The sequence below is a fragment of the Lentzea alba genome, from assembly GCF_047445655.1.
Classification (GTDB): Bacteria; Actinomycetota; Actinomycetes; order Mycobacteriales; family Pseudonocardiaceae; genus Lentzea; species Lentzea alba_A.
Window position 1 is genome coordinate 80,700 of sequence record NZ_JAJAEG010000016.1, and the last position, 22,334, is coordinate 103,033.

Below are 22,334 nucleotides of genomic sequence, written 5' to 3' on the forward strand. Positions count from 1 at the left end.
CGACAGGTTACCCCAGCTTCGCGACCTCGATGAAGTCCGGAATCTGGGCCTTCAACGCACCGTTCGGCTGGAACCGGTAGAACAGGACCGCGGTGCTGCACGCCGAGTTGCCGAACCAGGCGTGGTCGCAGGTGATCTGCGGGCCGAGGAAGCTGTCGAGGTTCTTCACCGCCCGCAGGGCCTGTTCCGGCGAACGGTCCGAAGTGGACAGCACCCTGGCCAGCGTCATCATGTCCGCGAACGAGACCACCGCCCCCGCAACGGGTTCGTCGTGTCCCGCCTGGCGCATGGCCTCGCGGTACTCGTCGATCTCGTCCTGGTTGGCAGGCGGCGCGGACAGCGGGTCCGTGGGGTGCCAGAAGTCCGAGGACAGCTCGACGCCGATCGACTGGTTCCCGACCGACCGCGGCAGCCCGGTGCACGACGCGGCGAGGATCCGGCCGTCGTAGTTGGCTTCCCGCAACGCTTTCACGATGTGCGTGCACTGCTCTTCGGTGGCGGCGATGCTGCCAGACGCCTCCGCGGTCTGCACGGTTCGCGCGAGCCCGGCCCAGTCGGGGTTGCCGGCCGGGTAGTAGACCGAGCGGTAGTTGAGGCCGAAGCGCTTGGCGGCCGGCGCGAGCACGGTGTCGGTGAAGCCGCGCGTGGTCGGCGACTCGGGCAGCAGCCAGGCCACCGTCCGCACGCCCTGGTCGGCGTAGTACTTGAGCGCCGCCGTGCCGTACGCGACGGCTGCGGCACCGAAGAAGAAGGCGTTCTTGTGGTTCATCAGGCCGGGCGTGAACTGGACGTGCCCGACCAGTGGGATCGCGGCCTCCACGAGCTTGGGCATCGCGGCGTCGGCCCCGGTGTCCACGCCCTGCACGACCACTTTCACGTTGTCCGCGACGAACTTGTCGGCACAGGCGGCGGACTGCTCCGGCGTGCCGTCCGTCGGACAGGTGACGAGCTCGAACGGCCGGTTCTTGACCCCGCCCTTGCGGTTGAGGTGGGCGACGGCGACCTCGGCCCCGATCTGCAGCTCCGGGACCGCGAACGCGCCGGCCGCGTTGTTGAGGTATCCGATCCTGATGGGTTCGCCGCTGGGACCTCTCTCCTGTTCGGCAGCACATCCCGTGACTAGTAGGAGGACAGCGGCTACGACCCTTAAGTGCATGACTAACGGCTCCCCTATGAGCATCGGCGGTGATGCGAAGCGCCGATGCTCACCAGGTGAGACGCCACCGATAAGTCGGGTTCTCCCGACAGCTATGACTTTCGACCTCAACAAACGGTTGATTGTTCCGCAGAAGCGGAGTTATTGTTTGATTCGTGCCGAATTTGCGGATCAGTGAAGCCGCCGCGTTGCTCGGGGTCAGCGATGACACCGTGCGCCGGTGGATAGATCAGGGGCGCCTGGAGTCCGTTGTGCTCGGCAACGGGCGCAAGGGCGTCAGCGGAACCGAGCTCGCCGCGTTCGCCCAGCAGATGACGGAGACGGCCGAACCCGGTGCGACCGTAGCCGCTTCGGCGCGCAACCGCATGAAGGGCATCGTCACGCGCGTGCTCAAGGACGGGGTCATGGCGCAGGTCGACATGCAGGCCGGGCCGTTCCGCATCACGTCGCTGATGAGCCGTGAGTCCGCCGACGAGCTCGGTCTCGAGGTGGGCAGCGTGGCCGTCGCGTCCATCAAGTCCACCCATGTCGTCGTTGAGATCCCAGAGGCCTGACAGGACACCTATCCTCGTCGGCATGACCGTCGCCTCCCTGCTGCGCGGCCTGCCTTCGCTGGCCGGACCGTTACCCGCGTTCGACTCCGCGCCCGCGTCTCCGGACGAGCTGTTCACCTCGTGGCTGTCGGACGCGATCAACGCCGGCGTCGTCGAGCCGCACGCGCTGACGTTGTCCACTGTGGACCCCGCAGGCCGGCCGTCCGCGCGTGTGCTGATCCTCAAGGACCTGGTCGACGGGGTGTGGCACTTCGCGTCCAGTGCGTTGAGCCGCAAGGGCAAGGAGCTCGCGAACACCCCGTTCGCCGCGCTCACGTTCTACTGGCCCGCGCTCGGCCGCCAGGTCCGGGTGCGTGGTGCGGTGAGCGTGGCGAACGCCGAGGACAGCGCTCGTGACTTCCTGGCTCGTTCTGCCAGCGCCCGCGCAAACGCTTTGCTGGGACGGCAAAGCGACGTCCTGACCGACCGCGCGGAGCTGGACGCGGCGCTCGCGGAGGTCGATGCCGACGCCGTCGCTCCCGCGTGGACGCTCTACCACCTCACGGCGGACGAAGTGGAGTTCTGGCAGGGCGATCCGGGCCGCAAGCACGTCCGCGTCCAGTACACCCGCTCTGCTGCCGGGTGGGCCCGGTCGTTGCTCTGGCCCTAGATCACCCTGAGCAGCGCGTCGGCGAAGTCCCGCGGCTGCTCGACGTGCCCGAAGTGCCCGCTGGGTGTCGAGGACGTGCAACCGGGACGCGGGCATTTCGCGGTGCAGCTCGTGCGCCCACTTGGACGGGCAGATGAAGTCCGAGGTACCGGCGATGATCAGCGTGCGGGTGGCCGAGGAAGTACGGGCGGTCCACGCCGAGGTGCGCGATGAGCTTGCGCGCGAAGTCCGCGTACCGCGCCACGCTGTAGTCGCCGCCGGGCACCAGACCGCTGCGCCGCGTGCCGACCGGGTCGAGGTAGACCATCGCGAGCCGCTCTTCCAGCAGCGGCATCCGCAGGTAGCCGGAGTGAACACCCGGCCCGCCGGAGTGCACGAGGCAGACAGGCCCGGTGCCCACCACCTCGTACGCCTGCGTGACCCCGTCGATCTGCACGCTGTGCTCGCCAGGTTCCATGCAGAACTGGACAAGGTGGCGGGCCGGGTTGTGACCTCACACCTTCCTGAGCACGAACTCGTCGCTGCGGCCCGGCAGCACGTCCAACCGGCCCGCGACCGCGTAGACGCCGCACGGGGTGTTCGTGAGGGTCGTGGGTGCCTTGTCCGGCCACTTCACCTCGCGGACGATCTCGATGCTCTGCCAGTTGTCTTCGGTGCGGACCTCGACGATCCGGTTGGCGGCGGTGTTGTCGACCAGCAGGAGCCGGTTGCGTCCCAACGCGAGCAGGCCGTCCGGTGCACCGATCGCGGCGGCGATGGTGGTGACGTTCGACGGGTTGGCCAGCGGGATCACGGCGAGCTTGCGGGCACCGGACAGGGCGGCGACCAGCTTGTCACCGAGGTGCGCGATGCCGTTGAGACCCCAGCCGCCGGTCGTGGGCTGGGCGAGGTCGGGGTGCTGGACGAGCGTCGAGGCGGTGCCGTTCGGGGTGACGCGGTGGATCGTGCCGGAGATGGAGTCGGTGACGTAGGCGGTGCCGTCCGGGGCAAGGGCGACGTCGTTGGCGAAGTGGCCTCGGCCGGTGGCCAGCGTGATGCGGTGGATCGCGCGGCCGGTGCGCAGGTCGTAGATGCCGAGGCCGGCGAACGCCCTGGTGGTCTCGGGCTTGCTGCGGTCGGCGATGCCGAGGTCGGCGTTGGTGACGAGGAGGCGGCCGCGGTGGCGGTCGACCGCCAGGCCCATAGTGGTGATCAGCCAGGGGTCGTCCACGAGGGTGTGCGCCTTGCCGTCGGGGGCGACTCGGGAGACCGTGCCGTGGGTGACCGAGCCGACGAGGAAGCGGTGGCGGATCGGGTCGTAGGTGACGCCTTCGGGGTGGAGGGACGGGCCGGTCCCGTTGACGACCGGTCGGCAACTCCCCGCAGAGGAGGCCGGGTCCGCGGAGGCCAGGTCCGCGGAGGCCAGGTCCGCGGAGGCCGGCGCGGCGGTGGCCGGGGCGGCGGTGGCCGGGGATGCGGTGGCTGGAAGCAGCAGCAGGGCGATCAGCGAGATCAGGACTCTCGTCATCTTGTTGATCCTCACCAGCCCAACCCGGCCCGGCTACCTTCTTTCGGCCAGAACCCAGGTCAGTCGGCGGCCAACGAGGCCAGCCTGCGTGCCGCCTCCGACTCGCCCCACCGGAACCCGATCCGCCGCGACAACTCCACAGCCTCGCCGTACGACACCTTGGCCTCGGCAGCCCGCCCCGCGAGCTCGTGCACGATCCCGCGATCGAGCAACACCCCGGCCTCGATCTGCCGGTCCCCCACCGAACGCGCCAGCTGCAGCGCCTCCGCGGACAGCTCCAACGCCTGGTCCAGCGACCCGAGCTGCCGATGCGCGTCGGCCATGTTCGCCAACGCGTGCAGCTCGCCAGATCGATCACCACACGAACGGAAGGTCGTGAGCGTCTCCTCGTAACATCCCAGCGCGGCAGGCAGATCACCCAGCGCCGCGTGCACCAACCCGAGGTTCGTTCGCACATAAGCCGCGCCCTGCGAGTCGGAGAGCTCCTCCCGCAAGGCCAAAGAAGCCTGCAGCGAAGTCACCGCCGCGGGCAGGTCACGACGCCGCCAGTGCACGATGCCGAGGTTGTTGAGCGTCACGGCTTCGAGCTGCCGATCACCCAGCGAGCGAGCCAGCTCCAAAGCCGCCGCCCAGTGCTGCTGAGCCTCCGCGAACTTGAAGCCGCGCTCATACGCCGCGCCAAGTTCCTTCAACGCCAACGCTTCCGCACGAACGTCACGCAACGAACGCGCGGCCTCCAACGCGAGCGTGTTCAACGCGGCCCAGTCCGCGACCTCGGAACGCCGCCGGAAGTACCAAGACAACCCGGCGGCGAACGCGATCGCGTCGGCCGGCGACGCCTGGTGCGCGGCGGCCAGCAGGTTGTCGCGTTCCTCGGCCAGCCACAGATCGGCCGGGTTGTCCGCCAGCGCTTCCAGATAGTGCTTGTGCAGCCGCTCCAACGCCAAAGACCGCTCGTCCGAAGACTCAGACCCGCGGCAACGCTCCCGCGCGAACAACCGCAGCAGATCGTGCAGGGCGAACCGGCCGGGAACAGGTTCCTCGACCAGATGCGCGTCGGCCAGCTCGGCCAGCAACTCCTCGACGTCCGGCACGTCGGTCAACGCCCGCGCCGCCGCCACCGAGAAATCCGGCCCGTCCAGCAGCCCGAGCAACCGGAAAACCCGTGCCACCGCAGGAGATCCGAGCTCGGCGTAGCTGACCTCGAAGGCCGACCGCACCGCGACGTCGCCCAGCCGGAGCTCGTCCAGCCGGCGCGCCTCGTCGGCCAGCCTCGCCGCCAGCAGAGGGGCAGTCCACTGTGGACGAGCGGCGAGCCGGGCGCCTGCGATCCGCAGCGCCAACGGCAGCCCGCCGCACCAGCGCACGAGCTCGGTGGCGTCGTCGACGTGGCCCGCCACGCCCGCCAGCAGCTGGAAGGCGTCCTCCAGCGGCAGCGCGCCGAGCTTCACGTACGAAGCGCCGTGCAACGAGGTGAGGGGGCGCCGGGACGTGATCAGCACCGCCGAGCCGGGGCCGGTCGGCAGCAGGCGTTTGACCTGGGCCGCGGTGGCAACGTTGTCCAGCACCACGAGCAGCCGCCGTGAGGCCGTCAAAGACCGGTAGCGCAGGGCTTCCTCGTCGCCGGGCCGTTCGCCGAGCGCCCGCAGGAACTGGCTCAGGATGCGGTCCGAGGCGCCGTCGGAGAGGTCGGCGTAGAGCTGGCCGTCCGGAAAACCCGCGGCGACCTCGTGCGCCGCCCGCACCGCCAGCGCCGACTTGCCGATGCCCGCCTGACCGGTGATCACGCACACCGCGACCCGGTCCTGGCGGGTCTGCGTCTTGATCAGCGCGAGCTCGCGCGACCGTCCGGCGAACGTCACCACGTCCGGCGGCAGCTGGCGGATCGCCGACACGCCAACGGGTTTCGCGCGCAGGATCTCCGCCTGCAGCCGCCGCAGCGACTCCCCCGGCTCGACGCCCAGCTCGTCCAGCAGCACCCGGCGGCACTCCTGGTAGGCCGCCAGCGCCTCGGCCGGACGTCCGGCGCGGTGCAGCGCGACCATCTGCTGTTCGCGCAGGCGTTCGTTCAACGGGTGTTCGCGGACCCACTCGTTCAGGTCGGCGACGATCTCCACGTGCCGCCCGAGATCCAGCTCCGCCTCGGCGCACTCGACCCGCGCCGCCAGCCGCAGCTCCTCCAGCTGTGCGACGACCCCGCGCAACAGGCCAGAGGCGGCGAGATCGGCCAGCGCCGGCCCGCGCCACAACGCGAGCGCCTCTCGATAACGCTCCGGCGTGCGCTCCCGCCGGGCCACGTCGAGCAGCTCGGAGAACCGGGTGAGGTCCAGTTCCGCGGGATCGATCGACATCAGGTAGCCGGGCGGACGCGACAGCAGCCGCGAGCCGACGATCTTGCGCAGCTGGTAGACGTAGACCTGCAGGTTCTTCAGCGCGGTCTTGGGCGGAGCGTCGTCCCACAGCACGCTGATCAGCCGGTCGACCGACAGCACCCGGCCCGGTTGGGCGAGCAGCAGCGCCAGCACGGCTCGTTGTTTGGGCGGGCCAAGGCTCAGGCGCACGCCTTCATCGGCGTAGCACTCCACCGGCCCCAGCACCCGGAACTCCACAACGCCTGATCGTAACTACCGAACGCATACCGGACACATGCCACGCGCCAGGACGTTTGATCCATGACGAAAACATCACTGGTGTTGGTGGTGGCACTCGGCACTTTGGCCGCCGTCGTGTCCCCCGCCCAGGCCGCAGAGCCCTACTCCGAGAACCCGTCCCTGTCGAAGGCCGTCCGCTCGGGCGACGGCTACGACGTGATCGTCGGCGGCGTCAAAAGAGCCACCGTCAACGTCAGCGACCCCGCCTACTCGATCCGCACTACGTCCTCTTCCGACGGCGCGGCGGCCGCCGTGATCGCGGACTTCGACGGCACCCGCGGCACATCCCTGCAGCTCGTCGACCGTTACGGCAAGTCTCGTTCCGTGGCACGCGGCGCGATCACCTCGGCCGTCTTCCACGGTTCCACGCTGGCCTACGCGGACGGCGAGAACGTCGTGGTGGACGGTGTGGTCGCGGGCAAGCTCAAGGGCCGCGCGCCCGAACTGCTCGGCTTCACCTCCGACGGCACCGGGTTGCTCGCGGTGCAGCACCCGGACGCGGCCGACGAGAGCACCTACACCGCGTCCCTGGTCCGCTTCGACCTGAAGTCCGGCGCCGCGAAGCCGTTGATCACGTCCGACGCCACGGCCCTGTACCGCGACTTCAAGCTCGTCGACATCAACGGCTCGCGGCACGTCAGCTTCATCAAGCACAACGAGATCTACCGCTGCGGCGGCTCTGACCCGCAGTGGCTGGGCCTCGCCACCGAGGACGGCTCGGTCCGCGAGCTGATCGGCGAGACCAAGCACCACTACCGCAGCGCGGTGTGGAGCACAGACGGCTCGCGGGTGGCGTACGAGGTCATGGGGTGCGTGACCGACAAGAAGCTCGGCGCTCATCAGTTCGACGGCTTCAACGGCGTTTACGTGCAGGACCGCGCCACGAAGAAGGCTTCCCGGGTCGTCGAAGGCCTGTCGTTCAACTACGCGCTCGCCGGCATCGACGGCTCGTCGGCGGTCATCGGCACCCCCGAACGCGGTTACCTCAAGGCATCCGGGTTGAAGGCCGACACTTTGGACGCCGCCGCCCGTCCGTCCAACGTCACCGCGAACCGCATCAACCGCGCCGAGTTCATCCACCAGCTGTGGGACACCCGTGACGACTTCCACGGCGGCTCCTCGTGCGGCCCGACCAGCGCCGTGATCGACCTGGTCACCTACCAGCTGCCGAACCAGTTCCCGGTGACCGTCAGCCAGCCGCAGGCCCACGTGTCGAAGTGGGGCCGCTACATCACCGACCAGTTCAGCAACGCCGGCAACACGTTCAACCGCGCGCAGAACGACTGGACCGGCACCGGCAGCTGGAAGGGCGCGCACGGCTGGATCACCGGCTACTACTGCGGCGGCAACCGCCCCTGCGCCTCCTGGGAGTCCGAGCGCGACTTCCTGGCCCGCAACGGCGCCGCCGTCCAGCAGGGCATGTTCACCGCCGCCCAGGTCCGCGCGTTCATCGACCAGGGCAAGTTCGTGATCATGAGCGGCCGCTGGGGCTCGACCGCAGGCCACCTGTCGGTCGTCATCGGCTACGAGGGCGACATGTTCGTCGTCCACGACACGTACGGCGCGGGCACGGACGGCAGCTGGGACGGCGCCCACCAGCGCTACACGTGGGGTTACATCGCCCCGGCCCAGATGTGGGCGGCCTGATACTTGACGCCAACCGTCAAGTACTTGCTATCGTCTGTCAAGTGGCGACCACCTCGGAACACGTGGACCTGCGCGACGACCTGATCCGGCTCGTGACGAGCCGGCTGCTGGACCCGCTGGAAATCCTCCTGCCGCAGGCCGACCTCGTTGGCCTGCGGCAGTCCGTCGAGGCGGACGCCGAGATGTGGGCGGCCCAGCTGCTCGGCGCGGACGATGCGCTGGCCATGCAGGTCGCGGTCCGGCTCATGGCCGTGCTCCACCCCGGCGACGCCCCGTTCGACCCGCCCGACACGTGGTGGGCGACGCCGCTCGGCCGCGTCACCGCACGGCGTGCCGGTCACCCCAGCAAGGAACGCGTGTCCTTCGGGGTGGCCGGCGCGATGCTCGGCATCACCCGCCAGGGCGTGCACGACCTGGTCAGCCGCGACAAGCTGCGCCGCCACCCCGACGGCGGCGTCACCGTCGCCTCGATCCAGGCCCGACTCGACCAACGGAGAGAACAGTGATCCTCGCGGCGCACGAGCAGGGCGAAGGCCGGCCGATCCTCCTGCTGCACGGCGCGGGCGGCGACCTCACGGCGTGGGAAACGCTTGCACCCCAGCTGAACGGGCGCACGTTGGCGGTCGACCTGCGTGGACACGGCAAGTCGGGCGACGGCCCCTGGGAGTGGGAGGCGGTGCTCGACGACATCGAGGAAACGATCGTCCACTTCGGACTCGTCAACCCGGTCGCCGTCGGCCACTCGCTGGGCGGCATGGTCGCCGGCATGTGGGCGCGCCGGCACCCCGACTGCCCGGCCGTGATCAGTCTGGACGGACACCGGGCCGCGGCAACGGATCCGGCGAACTACGCGGGCCTCGCGCCGGAACAGGTCGAGGCCGACCTCGCGAAGCTCACCGCCATCTTCAACGCCCAGCAGGAGACGATCACACGACCGAACCGCGAGATCACCGAAGCACTGCGCAAGTCAGCGGAGTTCGCCGACTCGCTGCCGATCTTCGCCGCGGTCACCACGCCGTTCCTGCTGGTGCTGGCCATGAAGAACCTGCCGGTCCCGCCCGACCTGATCGGGTTGATGGACGCCCACCGCGCCGGCCTGCGCCGCGACCTCCCGGCCATCTGCCCCGACGTGGAGGTCCACGAGATGGACGCGACACACGGCATGGTCTACACGCAGCCCACCGAGACAGCCGCGATCATCAACGAGTTCATCGGCCGCTGAGCAGCCGCTCCAACGCCCGCCGAGCCCGAGCAGGAGCCGCACTGTCCTGCTCCAGCTGCAGGAAGTGGTTGAGCGCCAACATGATCCCGACGATCTCGTAGATCAACTGGTCCACATCCGTTTCAGCGCCCAGCTCACCGAAGCTCACCGCCCGCCGGATGTGAATCCGCAGATCCCGGCGCCACAACGCGTTCATCCCCGCCAGCGCGTCTCGCACCCGCCCCCGGCGCCCGTCGAACTCGGTCGTCGCCGCGGTGAAGAAACACCCACCGGGCAACACCTCGCGTTCCAGGTACGACACCCAGGCCTCGCAGACCGCCCGCAGGTGCGGCAGCCCGGACGGCGCCTGCTTGACGCGCCCCGGCACCTCGCGCGAGAACACCGCCGCGGCCTCGTCGACCACCGCCAGCTGCAGGCCCTCCTTGGTGCCGAAGTGGCCGAGCAGCCCGGCTTTGCTCATCCCCAGCTCGTCCGCGAGCCGGCCGATCGTGAGGCCCTCCAGGCCCTCGGCCGAGGCGATGGCGAGGCTGCGGTCCAGGATGCGCTGCCGCGTCTCGAGGGTGTCGGCGACCGATCGGCGTGGGCTCACACACACCATTCTAACGACCCTTTAGCTACCGACCGATCGGTTGCTATATTCGCCGCGCCCGCCTCGGAAGGAGCACACCTTGTCCGGATCACGTGTCGTCGCGCTCGGCCACCACCAGCCGCAACGCGTGCTGACCAACGCCGACCTGGAGAAGATGGTCGACACCAACGACGAGTGGATCCGTCAGCGGACGGGCATCGCGACCCGTCGCATCGCGGACGACGAGTCGGTCGCGGACATGGCAGCCAGCGCCGCGGCGAAGGCGCTCGCGAACTCCGGGCTGGAGCCCGCCGAGATCGGTCAGGTCATCGTCGCCACCTGCAGTGCCATCGACCGTTGTCCGTCGATCGCCGCCCAGGTCGCGAACCGCCTGAGCATCCCCAACGCGGTCTGCTTCGACCTCAACAACGCCTGCGCCGGCTTCTGCACGGCTCTCGCCACCGCCGACCACACGCTGCGAGCGGGCGCCGCGCGGCACGCGTTGGTCGTCGGGGCCGAGAAGATGTCCGACCTGGTCGACTGGACCGACCGCGCCAACTGCATCCTGCTCGGCGACGGTGCGGGCGCCGCGGTGCTCAGCGCCGACGACGACACGCTGATCGGGCCCGTGGCCTGGGGCAGTGACCCCACCCGCAACAACGCCGTGCGGCTGGTCGACCAGTGGCAGCCGCGGTTCGCCCAGGAGGGCCAGGCCGTGTTCCGCTGGGCCACCAGCGAACTTCCCGCCATCGCCAGGCAGGCGTGCGAACGAGCGGGCATCGCCACCAAGGATCTCGCCGGGATCGTCACGCACCAGGCCAACCTGCGCATCATCGAGGCGCTGACCCGCAAGCTCGACCTGCGCGACGACGTGGTGATCGCGCGCGACGTCGTGGACTCCGGCAACACCTCGGCCGCGTCCGTGCCGCTCGCACTGTCCAAAATGGTCGAACGCGGCGAGCTGCCGTCCGGTCGGCCGGTGCTGCTCTTCGCCTTCGGCGGCGGGCTGTCGTGGGCGGGCCAGGTCATCACCAGCCCGTAAAAAAGGCAATTCACTTTTAAGTCCTGACTTCCACTGCGCTATCCGGCGGAATACCGTCGGACAGCGCCCTGGAGGTCTCGATGCTCATTTCTCCCGAACCACCGGTTTTCGCGGAAACCCTGCGCGCGGCGATCGCGGCCCGCGGCCTTTCTCTCGACCGGATCCGCGACCACCTCGCCCGCCGCGGCGTGTCGGTCAGCCTCGCCACGCTGAGCTACTGGCAGACCGGCCGCAGCCAGCCGGACCGGCGTGCGTCGCTGGTCGCGCTCGAACACCTCGAACAGGTGCTCTGGCTCGAACCGGGCACCCTCAACGAGCTCCTGGCCGCGCCCGCGCACCGGGGCAGACGCCGTGAGGACAACGCGATCAGCGCGTTGTGGCCCGTCCCGGCCGTGATCGACGACGTAGTAGGAGAGGTCGACACACGCTGGGACGCCCGCCTCACGCGCATCAGCCAGCACGACCACGTGACGGTCGGACCGGAGCGCGGCGAGCGTTCGTTCATGTCACGACAGGTGCTGCGCGCGGAGGAGGACGGCCCCGACCGCTGGGTGGTGATCGTGCACCTGGACGAGCACGACCGTCCGTTGCCGCTGATCAGGCCGTTGCGCAACTGCAGGCTGGGCCGCGTCGTCACCCGGCCGGAGGACGGTCTGCTGGTGGCCGAGCTGCTGTTCCGCGGGCCGTTGCGCCGCGGCCAGACCGTCATCACCGAGCACGAGCTGGTGAACCGCGCCCCGTACCCGTTGGCGACGAACTACGAGCGCAAGTTCCGGCGTCCGGTGCACGAGTACGTCCTGGAGGTCACCTTCGCCACCGTGCCCAGGACGTGCACGCAGTACGTCCAGGACGTCGACGGCACCCGCCAGTCCCACCGGGTGCGCCCCGACGAGGGCAACTCCGTGCTCGGCGTCGCGCTCAGGTTCGGCCCCGGCTGCTACGGCTTCGAGTGGAGCTGGTGAGCGGGCCCGCACCCGCTCACCAGCCCTCCCCTACACGACCAGCGACCAGCCGCTCAGCACACCGGTGTCACCTGGACCGTTGTCACCGATGCGCAGCGTCCACTGGCCGCCGGCGCCCTCCCCCGCCGCGGGCACGACGGTGAACGTCTTCGCCGCCGGGAACGGCGTGCAGTCGTAGAAACCACCGGGCGTCCGCATGAGCGGGTACCACCTGCCGCTGGGCGCCACCAGCGTCACGTTCAGGTCCTCCAGGCAGGTGTGCGTGGCGTCGACCCGCACCTGGACGGGGTTCGTGGCGCTGCCGGTCGCCGTGGACCGCACCGGGCTGACCGCCACCTGGAAGTCGCGGATCGGGAAGTCCGTGTCGCTGCTGAACTTCCGGCCACCACCCGGCGAGCCTGGCGCCGTCCGCGCGGTCACGGCGTCGGAGTGCTTCGACCTGTTGCCCGCCGCGTCCTTCGCCAGCACGGTGAACGAGTACTCGGTGTCCGGCTTGAGCCCGGTGACCGTCGCGTTCGTGCCCGCGACCGTCGCGGCGAGCCCCTCACCGTTGTAGACCTCGTACCCGGTCACGCCCACGTTGTCGGTCGACGCGTCCCAGGCCAGCGCGACGCTGGACGACGTCGTTGCGGTGGCACGAGGGTTGCCCGGCACCGAGGGCGCCTCGGTGTCGTCGCGGTCGCCGGTGACCAGCGTCAACGACCACTTCTGCAACGCCTCGTTGACCGGCTGGAAGATCGACAGCTCGTCGTCGGCCGGGTTCTGCACGCACTGCGACGGACCGCCGTCGTGCAACCCGACCGCCTTGTCGCCGAGCAGCCACCCGCCGCCGGAGTCGCCGCCGAGCGAGCACGCGGTGGTCCACGTCAGGTCCTCGATGATCAGTCCGCCGCCGTAGTCGACGGCCTTGTGCGTGTACTTGACCTCACCGCACTGCCACTTGGAGGTGTTGCCGGAGTGGCAGACCCGGTCACCGACCATGGCCTCGGCCGACCCGGTCACGGTGATCGCGGGCTCGCCCCAGGTGTTGACCGCCGCCGACAGGTTCCAGCCAGCCTCGGTCACCGCGACCACGCCCATGTCTCCTTCTCGGGCGTTCACGCTGCGGGTGCCGCCGACGTTCGACGTGCCGATCCGGTTCTGCTGCCCGCTCTGCCCGTACGCGGCCTGGTCGGCGTTGTTCGTGCAGTGCCCGGCGGTCAGGAAGTGCTTGCCCCCGTTGGCATCGATGGCGCTGAACCCGACCGAGCAGTTCGACTCCGACCCCGGCCACCACGGGCTGCCGGTCTGCACGATCCCGGCCTGTTGCCGCTGCTGGGACCGCGTCTCGACGACGTTGACGCCGAGCTTGCGCACCTCTGCCACGAACCGCTCGGTGGCCTGGGTCTTCCTCGTGGTGTTGACCGTGACGTCGACCTGGTTGTCGCGCACGTCGACGCCCCAGCTGTAGACGCCGGGAACGCCGTCGCCGACCAGCTTCCGCACCTCCGCGAGCTGCCGGTCCAACTCGACCTGGCTCCGCTGGACCTTGGTCACCGCGATCCCCAGCGCTGTCGCCTGGGCGGCGGCCTCGTCGGTCGTGACGGCCACGGTCAGCGCACCGGCCTCGGCGTCGAACCAGTGGCCGGCGAGCTGACCGCGCAGGGACTGGGGCATCGCCTTGAACCGCTGGTGCGCCTGGTCCTGCGCGCTCACCGACGGCGGGTCGTCGGGCTGGGCGATGGCCGATCCGGTCTGGATTACCGCCATCACACTCATGACGGCAATGATTCCGCGCAATTGCATGGCTCTCCTTCAGGCAGGGTCCCGGAAAAATATGACCGGGACCCTGCCCGCGGACAGCCGCGAAAGCGTTTAACTGTTCAGTTCCCGATGGTCGCACCCACTGCGGCCAACGCTTTTGTCACCGGCTGGAAGAACGTGACGCCACCGCCGCGGCAGTCACCGCTGCCGCCCGACGTCAGCCCGATCGCCTCGCCGTTGCGGGTGAACAACGGCCCGCCGCTGTCACCGCCTTCCGCGCACACCGTCGTCTGGATCAACCCGGTCACGGCGCCCTCCGGGTAGTTCACCGTGGCGTTGAGCCCGGTGACGCGGCCGGAGCGCAGGCCCGTCGTGCTGCCCATCCGCTGCACCTGCCGGCCGACCCGCGCCTCGGCCGCACGCCGGATCCGCACCGTGCCGTCACCGGTGTCGACCTCGCTGGGGGCGTCGACGTTGCGGCCGTTGTAGGTGAGCAGCGCGAAGTCGCCGTTGCCGGGGAAGGTCGACTCCACGACGGTGGCAGCGGGTCTTCCGTTGGCGGACAGGGAGAACTGCCGTCCCGCAGCCGTGCAGTGGCCCGCGGTGAGGAAGCCGGGGCGGCCGTCGCCGGTCACCACGTTGAAGCCGAGCGAACATCGGCTGCGGCCCGCGAAGATGGCGTCACCGCCCTCGGCGAACAGGCGGAACGTCCCCGGCGCCCGTTCCAGCCGCACGCCGTCGCCCATCGACTCCACGGTGGACACCAGGTTGTCCCACCTCGCCCCGGTCACCGTGCTGTCCGCGGTCACGATGACCTCGTTCGTCTGCAGGTCGACCGCCCACGCGGTGCCCGGCGTGGAAGCCTTCTGCCGCAACGTCGCGGTCGCCGCAGCGGGATCCAGCCGGTCGTCGGGTGCCGCCTGGCTCGCGGTGAACGTCGTGGCGGTGATCCCCACCGCCACCGCTGCCACGCACGCCGCGATCACCTTGGCCCTGCGGTTGTCGTTGTGGTGCTTGCCCATGTAGGTGCCCTCTCGTGAAGTCCGCTGCTTGAACCGTGGATCCGTTGCGCGGCAACGACAAGTTGCCGATCGTCTCGACCTCGTGGCCCTTCGTCCCACTCCTCGCCCCGATCGTTTCGAGGCGGCGGATCCGGTGAACGCCAGGTGTCGGAGGCCGCGTACTCCCGACCAAGTGACCGATCGAGAGAGGAAGCGGAAATGCTGGGATACAACGCAAAGCGGGCCGTGCTGGCGGCGGTGCTCGGCGGGGCCGTGAGTCTCGGGCTCGCCACCGGCACGGCTTTCGCAAGCCCCGCACCGAGTTCCAGTGCGGCACCGAGTTCGAGCGCGGCACCGAGCAGCAACAACAACAACCGTGCTGCGTGCAACGCACAGCAGCGCCAGGCGGCGAACCAAGCTGCGAACAACGCCCGCAACCAGGCCGCACGGACGCAGCGCGCGGCCAAGCGGGTCGCGAACACCTCCAAGCGCGCCCAGCAGCGGGCGAACCAGGCGAACCAGGCAGCCCAGGCCGCGACGCGGAAGGCACAGCAGTCCGGGCAGCAGGCCGACCGCGACCGCGCGAACCAGGCCACCGCTCAGGCGAACCGGGCGAAGCAGCAGGCGGCGGCGCAGGCGAAGCGGGCCGCGCAGGCGCGCAAGGTCGTGGCCCAGCAGAACAACCGCGCTCAGCAGGCAGCTGCCGCAGCGCGCAGGTGTGCCGCCTAGCCACAGCGGCGTGGGAGGAGCCCGGGAACGGCGGTCCCGGGCTCCTTTTCCTGGGTGGTGAGGTCATCCGGCCGGCAGCATTCCGGCGTCGTGGGCGATGATCGCCGCCTGCACGCGGTTGACGCAGCCCAGCTTGGCGAGGATCCGGCTGACGTAGGTCTTGACCGTGCCCTCTCCCATGTACAGCAGCCGGGCGGCTTCCGCGTTCGAGGCGCCCACACCGACCAGGACGAGCACGTCGCGCTCGCGCTCGTTCAACGAGTCCACCAGCCGCTGCGCCTTCACCGTCCGGCTGTCGCCCGCCATCACGTGCGTCGCGATGAGGTCCTTGGTGATCCGGGGCGAGAGGATGGCACCGCCGTGAGCCGCCGCCCGCACCGCGTGGATGAGTTCCTGCGGCCCGCTGTCCTTCAGGAGAAACCCGGCGGCCCCCGCCCGCAGCGCCCGCGTGATGTACTCCTGTTCACCGAACGTCGTCAGCATCACGACCTTGACCGCCGGCGCCTGCTCGGCCATGAGCTCGGCCGCGGTCAGGCCGTCGGTGCCCGGCATGCGGATGTCCACCAGCGCCACGTCGACCGGCCGTTCGCACGCCAGCCGCGCCGCCTCCGCGCCGTCGCCCGCCTCTGCGACCACCTCGATGTCCTCGGCGTGCCGCAGGACCAGCCGGACGCCTTCGCGCAGCAGCTGTTCGTCGTCGGCCAGCATCACCCTGATCCGCTCCACGATCAGACCGCCGGCAGGGCGAACCGGGTCTTCTCGACGAGAAGATCTCTCCGGAAGCAGAAGCGCTCGATCATGGCGGCCCCGTTCTCTTCGAAGTAGGTGTAGGAGCAGTCGGAGTTCGGCGGTGGCAACGGTTCGACACCCCGCGACGCCACACGGGCGATCGTGCTGTCCGGCCCGGCGTACTCGGCGACCTGGTCGCGCGTGCTGCCGAGCGAGAGCGTCTCGTAGGGAGGCTGGGCGCTCTCGTCGGGAAGCTGGAACATCACGGTGTTGAAGGTGACGACGAGGATCGCGACCGCGCCGATCAGCCCGGTCGCGAGCACCGCCGACATCCCCGCTCGCGCGAAGCCCTCGTCGGTGGCGCCGTCCGGTGTCTCAGCGGCCGGCGCCGTCGGGGTGAGGGACAGCTCGGCCGTGACCCGGAACCCCTTTCCCGGCAAGGGTCCGGCCGCGAAGCTCCCGCCGAGCAGCCGGACGCGTTCCTGCACGCCGGCGAGACCGAGCCCGGTGCCCGGTGCCGCGGCAGCCGCGCGGCCGTCGTCGAACACCCCGACACGAACGTGGTCGCTTCCGTGCTCCACCACGACTTCCGCCTGCGCGTCGGGCGCGTGACGGCACACGTTGGTGAGTCCTTCGCGCACGATCCGGTGCACCGCCTGCCGAACCGGTCTGACCACTTCGGACAGATCGTCACCGGTCCAGGTCAGCGTGACCCGGACTCCGCCGTCCTGGGCCTGCCGCACGAGCTGGAAGATGTCCGCCCGCGTGCCCGTCTGGTCGGCGGGACTGGTGGCCGCGGGCTCCGGCTGACGCAGGATGCCCAGCGTCGCCCTCAGCTCCTCCATCGCGGTGCGCACCGTCGTCCTGATGAGCCGCGCAGGTTCGCTGACCTGCCGCGTCGCGTCGAGCTCCAGACTCCCCGCGTACAACGAGATCAGGCTCAGCCGGTGCCCCAGCAGGTCGTGCATCTCCTGCGCGATGCGAGACCGTTCCTGCAGCCGCGCGGTCGATCCGGCGTAACGCGACTGCTCGCGCAACGCACCGACCAACTGCTCCCGTTGCGCGAGCAGGGTTTGCACCGCGACCGGCCCGACCACGGTCACCAGCGCCGCGATGCCGAACTCGATGAACACGACCTTCCACTGGTACCCGGACCCGACCAGCCCGATCGAGAACGGCAGCAGAGCCGCCACCGCGACCACCACGGCCCGCCACCGCGTCTGCTGCACGCGTGCGGCCACGCTGTAGGAGGCCAGCGCCAGCGCGATGCCGGTCGCCGGGTACCAGCCGAACAACGCCGCCGCGACCAGCACCGCCCCTTCGGGAAGGTGCCTGCGCAGCAACACCGGCACCACTGAGGCACCCGCCACGACAGCCCCGACCGCCGGGTCGTCGCACGGCGCCGGCCCCCAGTCCACCGTCACGTACTGGGTCGCCATGTAGGTGACCACGCCGACGAACGCCAGCAGCGCCAGCTCACGCCCCAGTGCCGCGACCCGGGGAGTGAGCCGCGGCACGAGGGAGTGAGATCCGCTCATGTCTGGGTGTACGTACGCCGCCACCTCGCGGTTTAGGCCGGTACCCGGTGCACGGGCGAAAGGCAGTAAGTGGTGGGTGGTTCGGCGTAGACGATCGAGACGAGATCGTCGCCGTCGGGGCACTCACCGTCGGCCACCGCGATCACCTCGGTGACCTTGACGGTCTCCTCCCCGGCGCAGTCCGACCGGCCCCAGCTGTCGTCGTTGTCGGCCGGCCGGTAGCACGCGCCCTCGACGAGGTTGGGCAGCAGGCACAGCTTGCCGCCGGACCTGGGAACGACCTGGATGTACTCGTCGTCGCCCGCGGGACAGCTCCCGCCGGCGTCGCTGAGCACCGTGCCCACCTTGAACCTCGCGTTGTCCGCGCCGCAGCCCGTGCTCGCGACCTCGGCGCCGTTTCCCGAGGCGTTGGTGAGCGTCACGCACTCGCCCGCTTTCGCCTGCGGTCCACCGGTGAACTGGAAGAAGACGAGTCCCGCGGCGGCCACGACCGCCAGTGCCGCGAGGACCAGAACAGGTTTCCTCATGTGGAGGAGTACGGGCGCGGTGGGCGGCCGGGGCGACGGCGAACGTCTCCGCGATCGAGACGATGTGAGACTTGCGCCACCGGCAAACGCGCGGTATCAGCAAGTCCTCTTAGGACGGGTTGCGTCAAGATGGGTGCATGAACTCGTTGTTGCTCGCCGCGGCGTTCGCGATGGTCGTGCGATCGCTGGCGGCCTCAAGGCTCGACCGGTGGAACCTCGGCGCACCGATCCTGATGGTGCTGGCCGGCGTCGCGGTCGGGCTGTCCAACGAGAACTCCATCGCCGCCGTGCTGAACACCGAGGCGGTACAGCACATCGCCGAGATCATCCTCGCGGTGCTGCTGTTCGTCGACGCCACGGAGGTGCGCGCGGGCCGGTTGTGGGGCGCCTACCCCGGCCTCGTGGCCAGGGTGCTGCTCGTCGCGATGCCGGTGAGCCTCGCGCTGGCCGCGGTGCTGGGCTGGCTGCTGTTCCCGACGCTGCCGTGGGCGGTCCTGCTGCTGATCGCGTGCGTCACCGTGCCGACCGACTTCGCCCCGGCGGAACGGGTGGTCCGCGACCCGGCTCTGTCGGTGCGCGTCCGGAGCACGTTGAACGTCGAGAGCGGCTACAACGACGGCATCGTCTCGCCGTTGTTCCTGTTCGCGCTGATCCTGGCCGGCGACCAGTCCCAGAAACGGACGCCGCTCGAAGCGCTGGCGACGGTGCTGCCGTTCGCCGTGAAGGCCGTCATCGCCGGGGTCGTGATCGGCCTCGCCCTCGGCTGGCTGATGGACCGGGCTCACCAGGCGGGCTGGGTGAACGCCCAGTCGGCGCGGGTGGCGGTGTTGCTGACGCCGCTGCTGACGTACACGGCGACGGTCGCCATCGACGGCAACGGTTTCGTCGCGTCGTTCGTGTGCGGCATCGCCTTCCGCTACGTGCACCGGCTGCTCAAGGCCCGCCGGGTCCACCAGGGCAAGGCCGATCGGGCGGACATCCGCGCCGACGCGCTCAACACCGACCTGCACCTGCTGGAGGACGTCACCGGTCTGCTCACGATGACGATGTGGTTCGTCGTCGGCATCGCGGCCGTGCTCACCTTCTACATCGGCATCTCGTGGCAGGTGGTGCTCTTCTGCCTCGCCGTCCTCACGGTGATCCGCCTCGTGCCGGTGTTCGCGGCGTTCACGGGATCGAGGACGTCCGGACGCGAACGGCTGCTCATCGGTGCGCTGGGGCCGAGGGGTACGACGACGATCGTGTTCGGCCTGCTGGCCTTCAACAAGCTTCCGGAGGGCGAGGCGGCCGACACGATCCTGATCATCACGGTGATCTGCGTGCTGGGCAGCGTGCTGCTGCACGGCATGGGCGCCGGACCGATGGCGCGTCTGCTGGCCCGTAAGTAGTGCCGTGGCCGGCGGCCTTTGCCCCGTGTTCGGCGGTCAGACGGGTGCATCGTGGTACCGGCCACACGTCCTCGTCCTGGTTGGCTGTGTTGGTTGCTGGGCGCGGGGAGGTGCCACGAGGTGCCCTGCTGAGCGTCGAACACGCGGTGAAGGTCGGCGGTCACAGCACTAGGCCGGTGTGGCGGCTCGGGAGCCCGCCGAGCCGCCACACCGTTGGTGACGCACGAGATGGAGGTTTGCCTGCCGGCGCGGGAACGAGCGCATCGCTACCGTGACGTCATCGGTCCGCCACCTGGCCACAGCAGCGACGTCGGAGTTCGCCGTCCCCGCTTGCCCTGTGCCGGCAAGCAAATTCCTCCTGACCGGGTTAAGGCCTCGCGCGTCCTCCGCCCACTCGCACCATCTCCGGCCTCGAACGTGAATGCCGCCGCCGCTGCAAAGGCGGGGACATCGACGACGAGACGGACGGGGGAACGGATGATGCGCGGGCGGCGACCGGTTCGGGAACCGGGATCTGGGTGGTGGGCAGAACTTCCGGGGTGGCAGCGACCTTGGTCTCCTCGGCCGGCTGGGTCCACACCGTCTTGTTCGTCTCCACCTCGTTCTGCCGGAAGAGTTCCGGGGTCTCGGTGATGATCTTGCCGGGGGACTCCAGGCCCACGATGCCGACGAGCTTGCCGTTGGCGATGAAGCCGGTGAGTCCGTTCACGTCCGTGGTGTCGGTGCCGAGAACCGGCAACCCGGCGCCCTGGACGCGCATGCCGTACTGCTCGGTCCAGAAGCGCGGGACCGGCGTGTAGGGCTTGGAGTGGTTGCGGCCGACCAGCAGGTTCTCGGCGGCGGCACGACCACCTTCCACCGCGTTGAGCCAGTGCTCGACCCGGCGCACCGCGCCGTTGAAGCGCATGTTGGGCCAACGGGCGACGTCACCGCAGGCGACGAGGTTCTCGGCGCCGATCACGTGGTTCGTCTCGTCGCACAGCACGCCGTCGGAGATGTCGAGGCCGGAGCCGCGCATCCAGTCGGTGGCAGGCGATGCCCCGACCGCCAGGACCACGCACGAGGCGAAGAACACCTGGCCGTCCGACAGGTGGATGCCGATGCCGCCGGGCTGGCGCACCCAGTGCTTGATGCCGACGCCGGTGGCGAGCCGCACACCGTGCTCGACGTGCGCTTCGGTGATCTTCTTGCCGATGTTGTCACCGACGACACCGCCGAGCAGCGCCGGCGAGCGGACGATGAGGGCCACGTCGCGGCCCATGTGCCGGACGGAGCAGGCGAGCTCGCAGCCGATGAACCCACCGCCGATGACGGCGACGAGTCCCTGCGACTGCCGGATGTTCCTGCGGATCGCGACCGCGTCGTCCAACGTCCGCAGCACGTGCACCCGCGGGTCGTGACGCGGAGCCCCGCCCATCGCCCTGGCGTCGACGCCGGTGGCGATGATCATGCCGTCGTACTTGATCTCCTCGCCACCGGGCACCCAGACGGACTGCTTCTTCGGGTCCAGGTGCAGGGCCGGGGAGTTCAGCCGCCACTCGGCGTCGAGGTCGCCCGAGAACGACAGCAACGCGTCGTCGGGGGTCCACTCACCGGTGATGATCTGCTTCGACAGGCACGGGCGGTGATACGGGAGGTGCCGTTCGGCGGACAGGATCGTGATCTGCCCGTCGAAACCCATCTCCCGCAGCCGTTCCGCGGAACGGACTCCTCCGAGCCCGCCGCCGACGACCACGATCCGTTCGCTCACTTCACTCGCTCCCTGATCTCGATCGCGCGCATCGGGCACGCACGCTGTGCCGCTCGGGCCTGAGCGAAGTGCTCCTCGGGCGGGCGGCGGTTGTAGGTCAGGCGGTTGTCCTCGATCAGCTGGAAGACATCCGGGGCCTCCGCCTGGCAGGTGCCGTAGCGGTGGCATTTCTCGTTGTTGACGCTCACGTCCATCGCGTCGCCCTCACCGACACCGGGTTCCTTGCCGCGCTCGGAGTCGAGCATGCCGATGCGCATGAGCATCTCGGCGGGCAGGAAGCGGGCCAGTGCCAGGGTCACGGTCGGGACGAGGACGGTGAGGCCGCCGAGCCACAGAACGGACAGGTTGCCGTTCGCGATGGCGCCGAACCAGGAGTGCACCACGGTGATGCCCACCGCGATGTACGCCGTTTGGTGGAACCGCAACCACTTGCGGTAGAAGACTTTGTGCCGCATCGAGGCGAGCACGGCGATCGCGAGCATGACCTCCAGGCCGAGGATGCCGAGCGCGTGCCGGAACAGACCGCCGTCGATGAACGGGAGGATCAGCTTGACGATGCCGAGAGGGGAAACCTGCAGCAGTGAGAAGGCGAACGCGTGGATGCAGCCGAACGCGATCGCCAGGGACGCGAGCACCATGTGCCCGTTCTTCAGACCTTCACGGCCGGTGAGCTTCTCGGCCCACCCGGTCGCGATCAGCACACCCCAGGACAAGGTGGCGCACATCAGGACGTAAGCCAGCCTGGCGGAGATCTGGGCCATCTTCTTGACACCCGAGTCGAACTCGGCTGACTGGGCCACCAGGAGCGGAATCTGGCTCGACAACAACTCTTCCTCCGGAAAGAACTTCTCGCGGGAACCCGCCCGGTCCTGTCGTGCAGGAGTGGACACATCAGGTCCGGGCGGGTGGGAACAGGTCCGCGTTGGAGTGCCTCTGACCTTGGGACACCACCTCCGTTTCCCGTTACAGAA

21 protein-coding genes are annotated in these 22,334 nt (G+C 69.6%); 9 read left to right on the forward strand and 12 right to left on the reverse strand.

The annotated features are described in order from the left end of the window. Window positions 1–7: 7 nt before the first annotated feature. The gene (locus LFM09_RS26205) at window positions 8–1,156 is read right to left on the reverse strand and encodes an ABC transporter substrate-binding protein (RefSeq protein WP_414099196.1); all 1,149 of its coding nucleotides are present in this window, start codon (window positions 1,154–1,156) and stop codon (window positions 8–10) included. A gap of 155 nt (window positions 1,157–1,311) precedes the next feature. Here LFM09_RS26205 and LFM09_RS26210 point away from each other — a divergent pair, with 155 nt between their 5' ends. Then, window positions 1,312–1,710: a TOBE domain-containing protein gene (locus LFM09_RS26210; RefSeq protein WP_414099197.1), complete on the forward strand. Its 399-nt coding sequence runs from the start codon at window positions 1,312–1,314 to the stop codon at window positions 1,708–1,710. A gap of 22 nt (window positions 1,711–1,732) precedes the next feature. Beyond that, entirely contained in the window at window positions 1,733–2,359 is a 627-nt protein-coding gene (locus LFM09_RS26215; RefSeq protein WP_414099198.1) for a pyridoxal 5'-phosphate synthase, read from the forward strand. 1 nt (window position 2,360) lies between these two features. Here the strand turns inward: LFM09_RS26215 and LFM09_RS26220 are convergent, their stop codons facing one another. The 3 genes from LFM09_RS26220 to LFM09_RS26230 are packed head-to-tail and all read right to left on the reverse strand — an operon-like array spanning window position 2,361 to window position 6,475. Then, complete coding sequence (locus LFM09_RS26220) at window positions 2,361–2,816, reverse strand: alpha/beta fold hydrolase (protein ID WP_414099199.1); 456 nt, start codon at window positions 2,814–2,816, stop codon at window positions 2,361–2,363. Between the two features lie 36 nt (window positions 2,817–2,852). Continuing rightward, a complete protein-coding gene (locus LFM09_RS26225; protein ID WP_414099200.1) occupies window positions 2,853–3,866 on the reverse strand; it encodes a hypothetical protein in 1,014 nt (337 codons plus the stop codon). Between the two features lie 59 nt (window positions 3,867–3,925). Next, complete coding sequence (locus tag LFM09_RS26230) at window positions 3,926–6,475, reverse strand: BTAD domain-containing putative transcriptional regulator (protein ID WP_414099201.1); 2,550 nt, start codon at window positions 6,473–6,475, stop codon at window positions 3,926–3,928. A gap of 63 nt (window positions 6,476–6,538) precedes the next feature. On the opposite strand from LFM09_RS26230, the gene LFM09_RS26235 reads away from it, so the two are divergent. The 3 genes from LFM09_RS26235 to LFM09_RS26245 are packed head-to-tail and all read left to right on the forward strand — an operon-like array spanning window position 6,539 to window position 9,386. Beyond that, window positions 6,539–8,164, forward strand: coding sequence for a hypothetical protein (locus tag LFM09_RS26235; protein ID WP_414099202.1), 1,626 nt, complete (start codon window positions 6,539–6,541; stop codon window positions 8,162–8,164). A gap of 41 nt (window positions 8,165–8,205) precedes the next feature. After that, on the forward strand, window positions 8,206–8,670 hold the full coding sequence (locus LFM09_RS26240; RefSeq protein WP_414099203.1) for a hypothetical protein: 465 nt from the start codon (window positions 8,206–8,208) through the stop codon (window positions 8,668–8,670). Beyond that, window positions 8,667–9,386: an alpha/beta fold hydrolase gene (locus LFM09_RS26245; RefSeq protein ID WP_414099204.1), complete on the forward strand. Its 720-nt coding sequence runs from the start codon at window positions 8,667–8,669 to the stop codon at window positions 9,384–9,386. The genes LFM09_RS26240 and LFM09_RS26245 overlap by 4 nt, the downstream gene beginning before the upstream one ends. Here the strand turns inward: LFM09_RS26245 and LFM09_RS26250 are convergent. Continuing rightward, on the reverse strand, window positions 9,373–9,975 hold the full coding sequence (locus LFM09_RS26250) for a TetR/AcrR family transcriptional regulator (protein WP_414099205.1): 603 nt from the start codon (window positions 9,973–9,975) through the stop codon (window positions 9,373–9,375). The two genes, LFM09_RS26245 and LFM09_RS26250, sit on opposite strands and share 14 nt — an antisense overlap. A gap of 79 nt (window positions 9,976–10,054) precedes the next feature. On the opposite strand from LFM09_RS26250, the gene LFM09_RS26255 reads away from it, so the two are divergent. Together LFM09_RS26255 and LFM09_RS26260 are read left to right on the forward strand one after the other, a co-directional pair. Then, complete coding sequence (locus LFM09_RS26255; protein ID WP_414099206.1) at window positions 10,055–10,996, forward strand: beta-ketoacyl-ACP synthase III; 942 nt, start codon at window positions 10,055–10,057, stop codon at window positions 10,994–10,996. A gap of 80 nt (window positions 10,997–11,076) precedes the next feature. Then, window positions 11,077–11,958, forward strand: coding sequence for a helix-turn-helix domain-containing protein (locus LFM09_RS26260; protein WP_414099207.1), 882 nt, complete (start codon window positions 11,077–11,079; stop codon window positions 11,956–11,958). Between the two features lie 30 nt (window positions 11,959–11,988). On the opposite strand, the gene LFM09_RS26265 is transcribed toward LFM09_RS26260, so the two are convergent. Together LFM09_RS26265 and LFM09_RS26270 are read right to left on the reverse strand one after the other, a co-directional pair. Continuing rightward, window positions 11,989–13,716, reverse strand: a complete 1,728-nt coding sequence (locus tag LFM09_RS26265) for a proprotein convertase P-domain-containing protein (RefSeq protein ID WP_414099208.1) — start codon at window positions 13,714–13,716, stop codon at window positions 11,989–11,991. Between the two features lie 104 nt (window positions 13,717–13,820). Then, window positions 13,821–14,723, reverse strand: a complete 903-nt coding sequence (locus tag LFM09_RS26270) for a S1 family peptidase (RefSeq protein ID WP_414099209.1) — start codon at window positions 14,721–14,723, stop codon at window positions 13,821–13,823. 198 nt (window positions 14,724–14,921) lie between these two features. On the opposite strand from LFM09_RS26270, the gene LFM09_RS26275 reads away from it, so the two are divergent. Continuing rightward, a complete protein-coding gene (locus tag LFM09_RS26275; protein WP_414099210.1) occupies window positions 14,922–15,431 on the forward strand; it encodes a hypothetical protein in 510 nt (169 codons plus the stop codon). A gap of 63 nt (window positions 15,432–15,494) precedes the next feature. On the opposite strand, the gene LFM09_RS26280 is transcribed toward LFM09_RS26275, so the two are convergent. Genes LFM09_RS26280 through LFM09_RS26290 form a run of 3 tightly spaced genes read right to left on the reverse strand, consistent with a single transcriptional unit; the run spans window position 15,495 to window position 18,225 of the window. After that, complete coding sequence (locus tag LFM09_RS26280) at window positions 15,495–16,139, reverse strand: response regulator (RefSeq protein ID WP_414099342.1); 645 nt, start codon at window positions 16,137–16,139, stop codon at window positions 15,495–15,497. Window positions 16,140–16,159: 20 nt separating this feature from the next. Next, a complete protein-coding gene (locus LFM09_RS26285; protein WP_414099211.1) occupies window positions 16,160–17,698 on the reverse strand; it encodes a sensor histidine kinase in 1,539 nt (512 codons plus the stop codon). A 32-nt stretch (window positions 17,699–17,730) separates the two neighbouring features. After that, window positions 17,731–18,225 carry a hypothetical protein gene (locus LFM09_RS26290; RefSeq protein WP_414099212.1) on the reverse strand — a complete coding sequence of 165 codons (495 nt, stop codon included), beginning with the start codon at window positions 18,223–18,225 and terminating at the stop codon, window positions 17,731–17,733. A gap of 137 nt (window positions 18,226–18,362) precedes the next feature. Between LFM09_RS26290 and LFM09_RS26295 the strand changes: the two genes are divergently transcribed. Then, window positions 18,363–19,613 (forward strand): cation:proton antiporter, encoded by a 1,251-nt coding sequence (locus LFM09_RS26295; RefSeq protein WP_414099213.1) that lies wholly within the window; start codon window positions 18,363–18,365, stop codon window positions 19,611–19,613. A 367-nt stretch (window positions 19,614–19,980) separates the two neighbouring features. Here the strand turns inward: LFM09_RS26295 and LFM09_RS26300 are convergent, their stop codons facing one another. Next, a complete protein-coding gene (locus LFM09_RS26300) occupies window positions 19,981–21,363 on the reverse strand; it encodes an NAD(P)/FAD-dependent oxidoreductase (protein ID WP_414099214.1) in 1,383 nt (460 codons plus the stop codon). After that, window positions 21,360–22,253, reverse strand: coding sequence for a 4Fe-4S domain-containing protein (locus LFM09_RS26305; RefSeq protein ID WP_414099215.1), 894 nt, complete (start codon window positions 22,251–22,253; stop codon window positions 21,360–21,362). Before LFM09_RS26305 ends, LFM09_RS26300 begins: the two co-directional genes overlap by 4 nt. Window positions 22,254–22,334: the final 81 nt, after the last annotated feature.

What these genes read in the sequence shown, in the direction of transcription:
- LFM09_RS26205 (WP_414099196.1), bottom strand. Translation starts at nt 1,156, where the DNA reads ATGCACTTAAGGGTCGTAGCCGCTGTCCTCCTACTAGTCACGGGATGT.
- LFM09_RS26215 (WP_414099198.1), top strand. Translation starts at nt 1,733, where the DNA reads ATGACCGTCGCCTCCCTGCTGCGCGGCCTGCCTTCGCTGGCCGGACCG.
- LFM09_RS26220 (WP_414099199.1), bottom strand. Translation starts at nt 2,816, where the DNA reads ATGGAACCTGGCGAGCACAGCGTGCAGATCGACGGGGTCACGCAGGCG.
- LFM09_RS26225 (WP_414099200.1), bottom strand. Translation starts at nt 3,866, where the DNA reads ATGACGAGAGTCCTGATCTCGCTGATCGCCCTGCTGCTGCTTCCAGCC.
- LFM09_RS26235 (WP_414099202.1), top strand. Translation starts at nt 6,539, where the DNA reads ATGACGAAAACATCACTGGTGTTGGTGGTGGCACTCGGCACTTTGGCC.
- LFM09_RS26260 (WP_414099207.1), top strand. Translation starts at nt 11,077, where the DNA reads ATGCTCATTTCTCCCGAACCACCGGTTTTCGCGGAAACCCTGCGCGCG.
- LFM09_RS26265 (WP_414099208.1), bottom strand. Translation starts at nt 13,716, where the DNA reads ATGAGTGTGATGGCGGTAATCCAGACCGGATCGGCCATCGCCCAGCCC.
- LFM09_RS26270 (WP_414099209.1), bottom strand. Translation starts at nt 14,723, where the DNA reads ATGGGCAAGCACCACAACGACAACCGCAGGGCCAAGGTGATCGCGGCG.
- LFM09_RS26275 (WP_414099210.1), top strand. Translation starts at nt 14,922, where the DNA reads ATGCTGGGATACAACGCAAAGCGGGCCGTGCTGGCGGCGGTGCTCGGC.
- LFM09_RS26280 (WP_414099342.1), bottom strand. Translation starts at nt 16,139, where the DNA reads ATGCTGGCCGACGACGAACAGCTGCTGCGCGAAGGCGTCCGGCTGGTC.
- LFM09_RS26285 (WP_414099211.1), bottom strand. Translation starts at nt 17,698, where the DNA reads ATGAGCGGATCTCACTCCCTCGTGCCGCGGCTCACTCCCCGGGTCGCG.
- LFM09_RS26290 (WP_414099212.1), bottom strand. Translation starts at nt 18,225, where the DNA reads ATGAGGAAACCTGTTCTGGTCCTCGCGGCACTGGCGGTCGTGGCCGCC.
- LFM09_RS26295 (WP_414099213.1), top strand. Translation starts at nt 18,363, where the DNA reads ATGAACTCGTTGTTGCTCGCCGCGGCGTTCGCGATGGTCGTGCGATCG.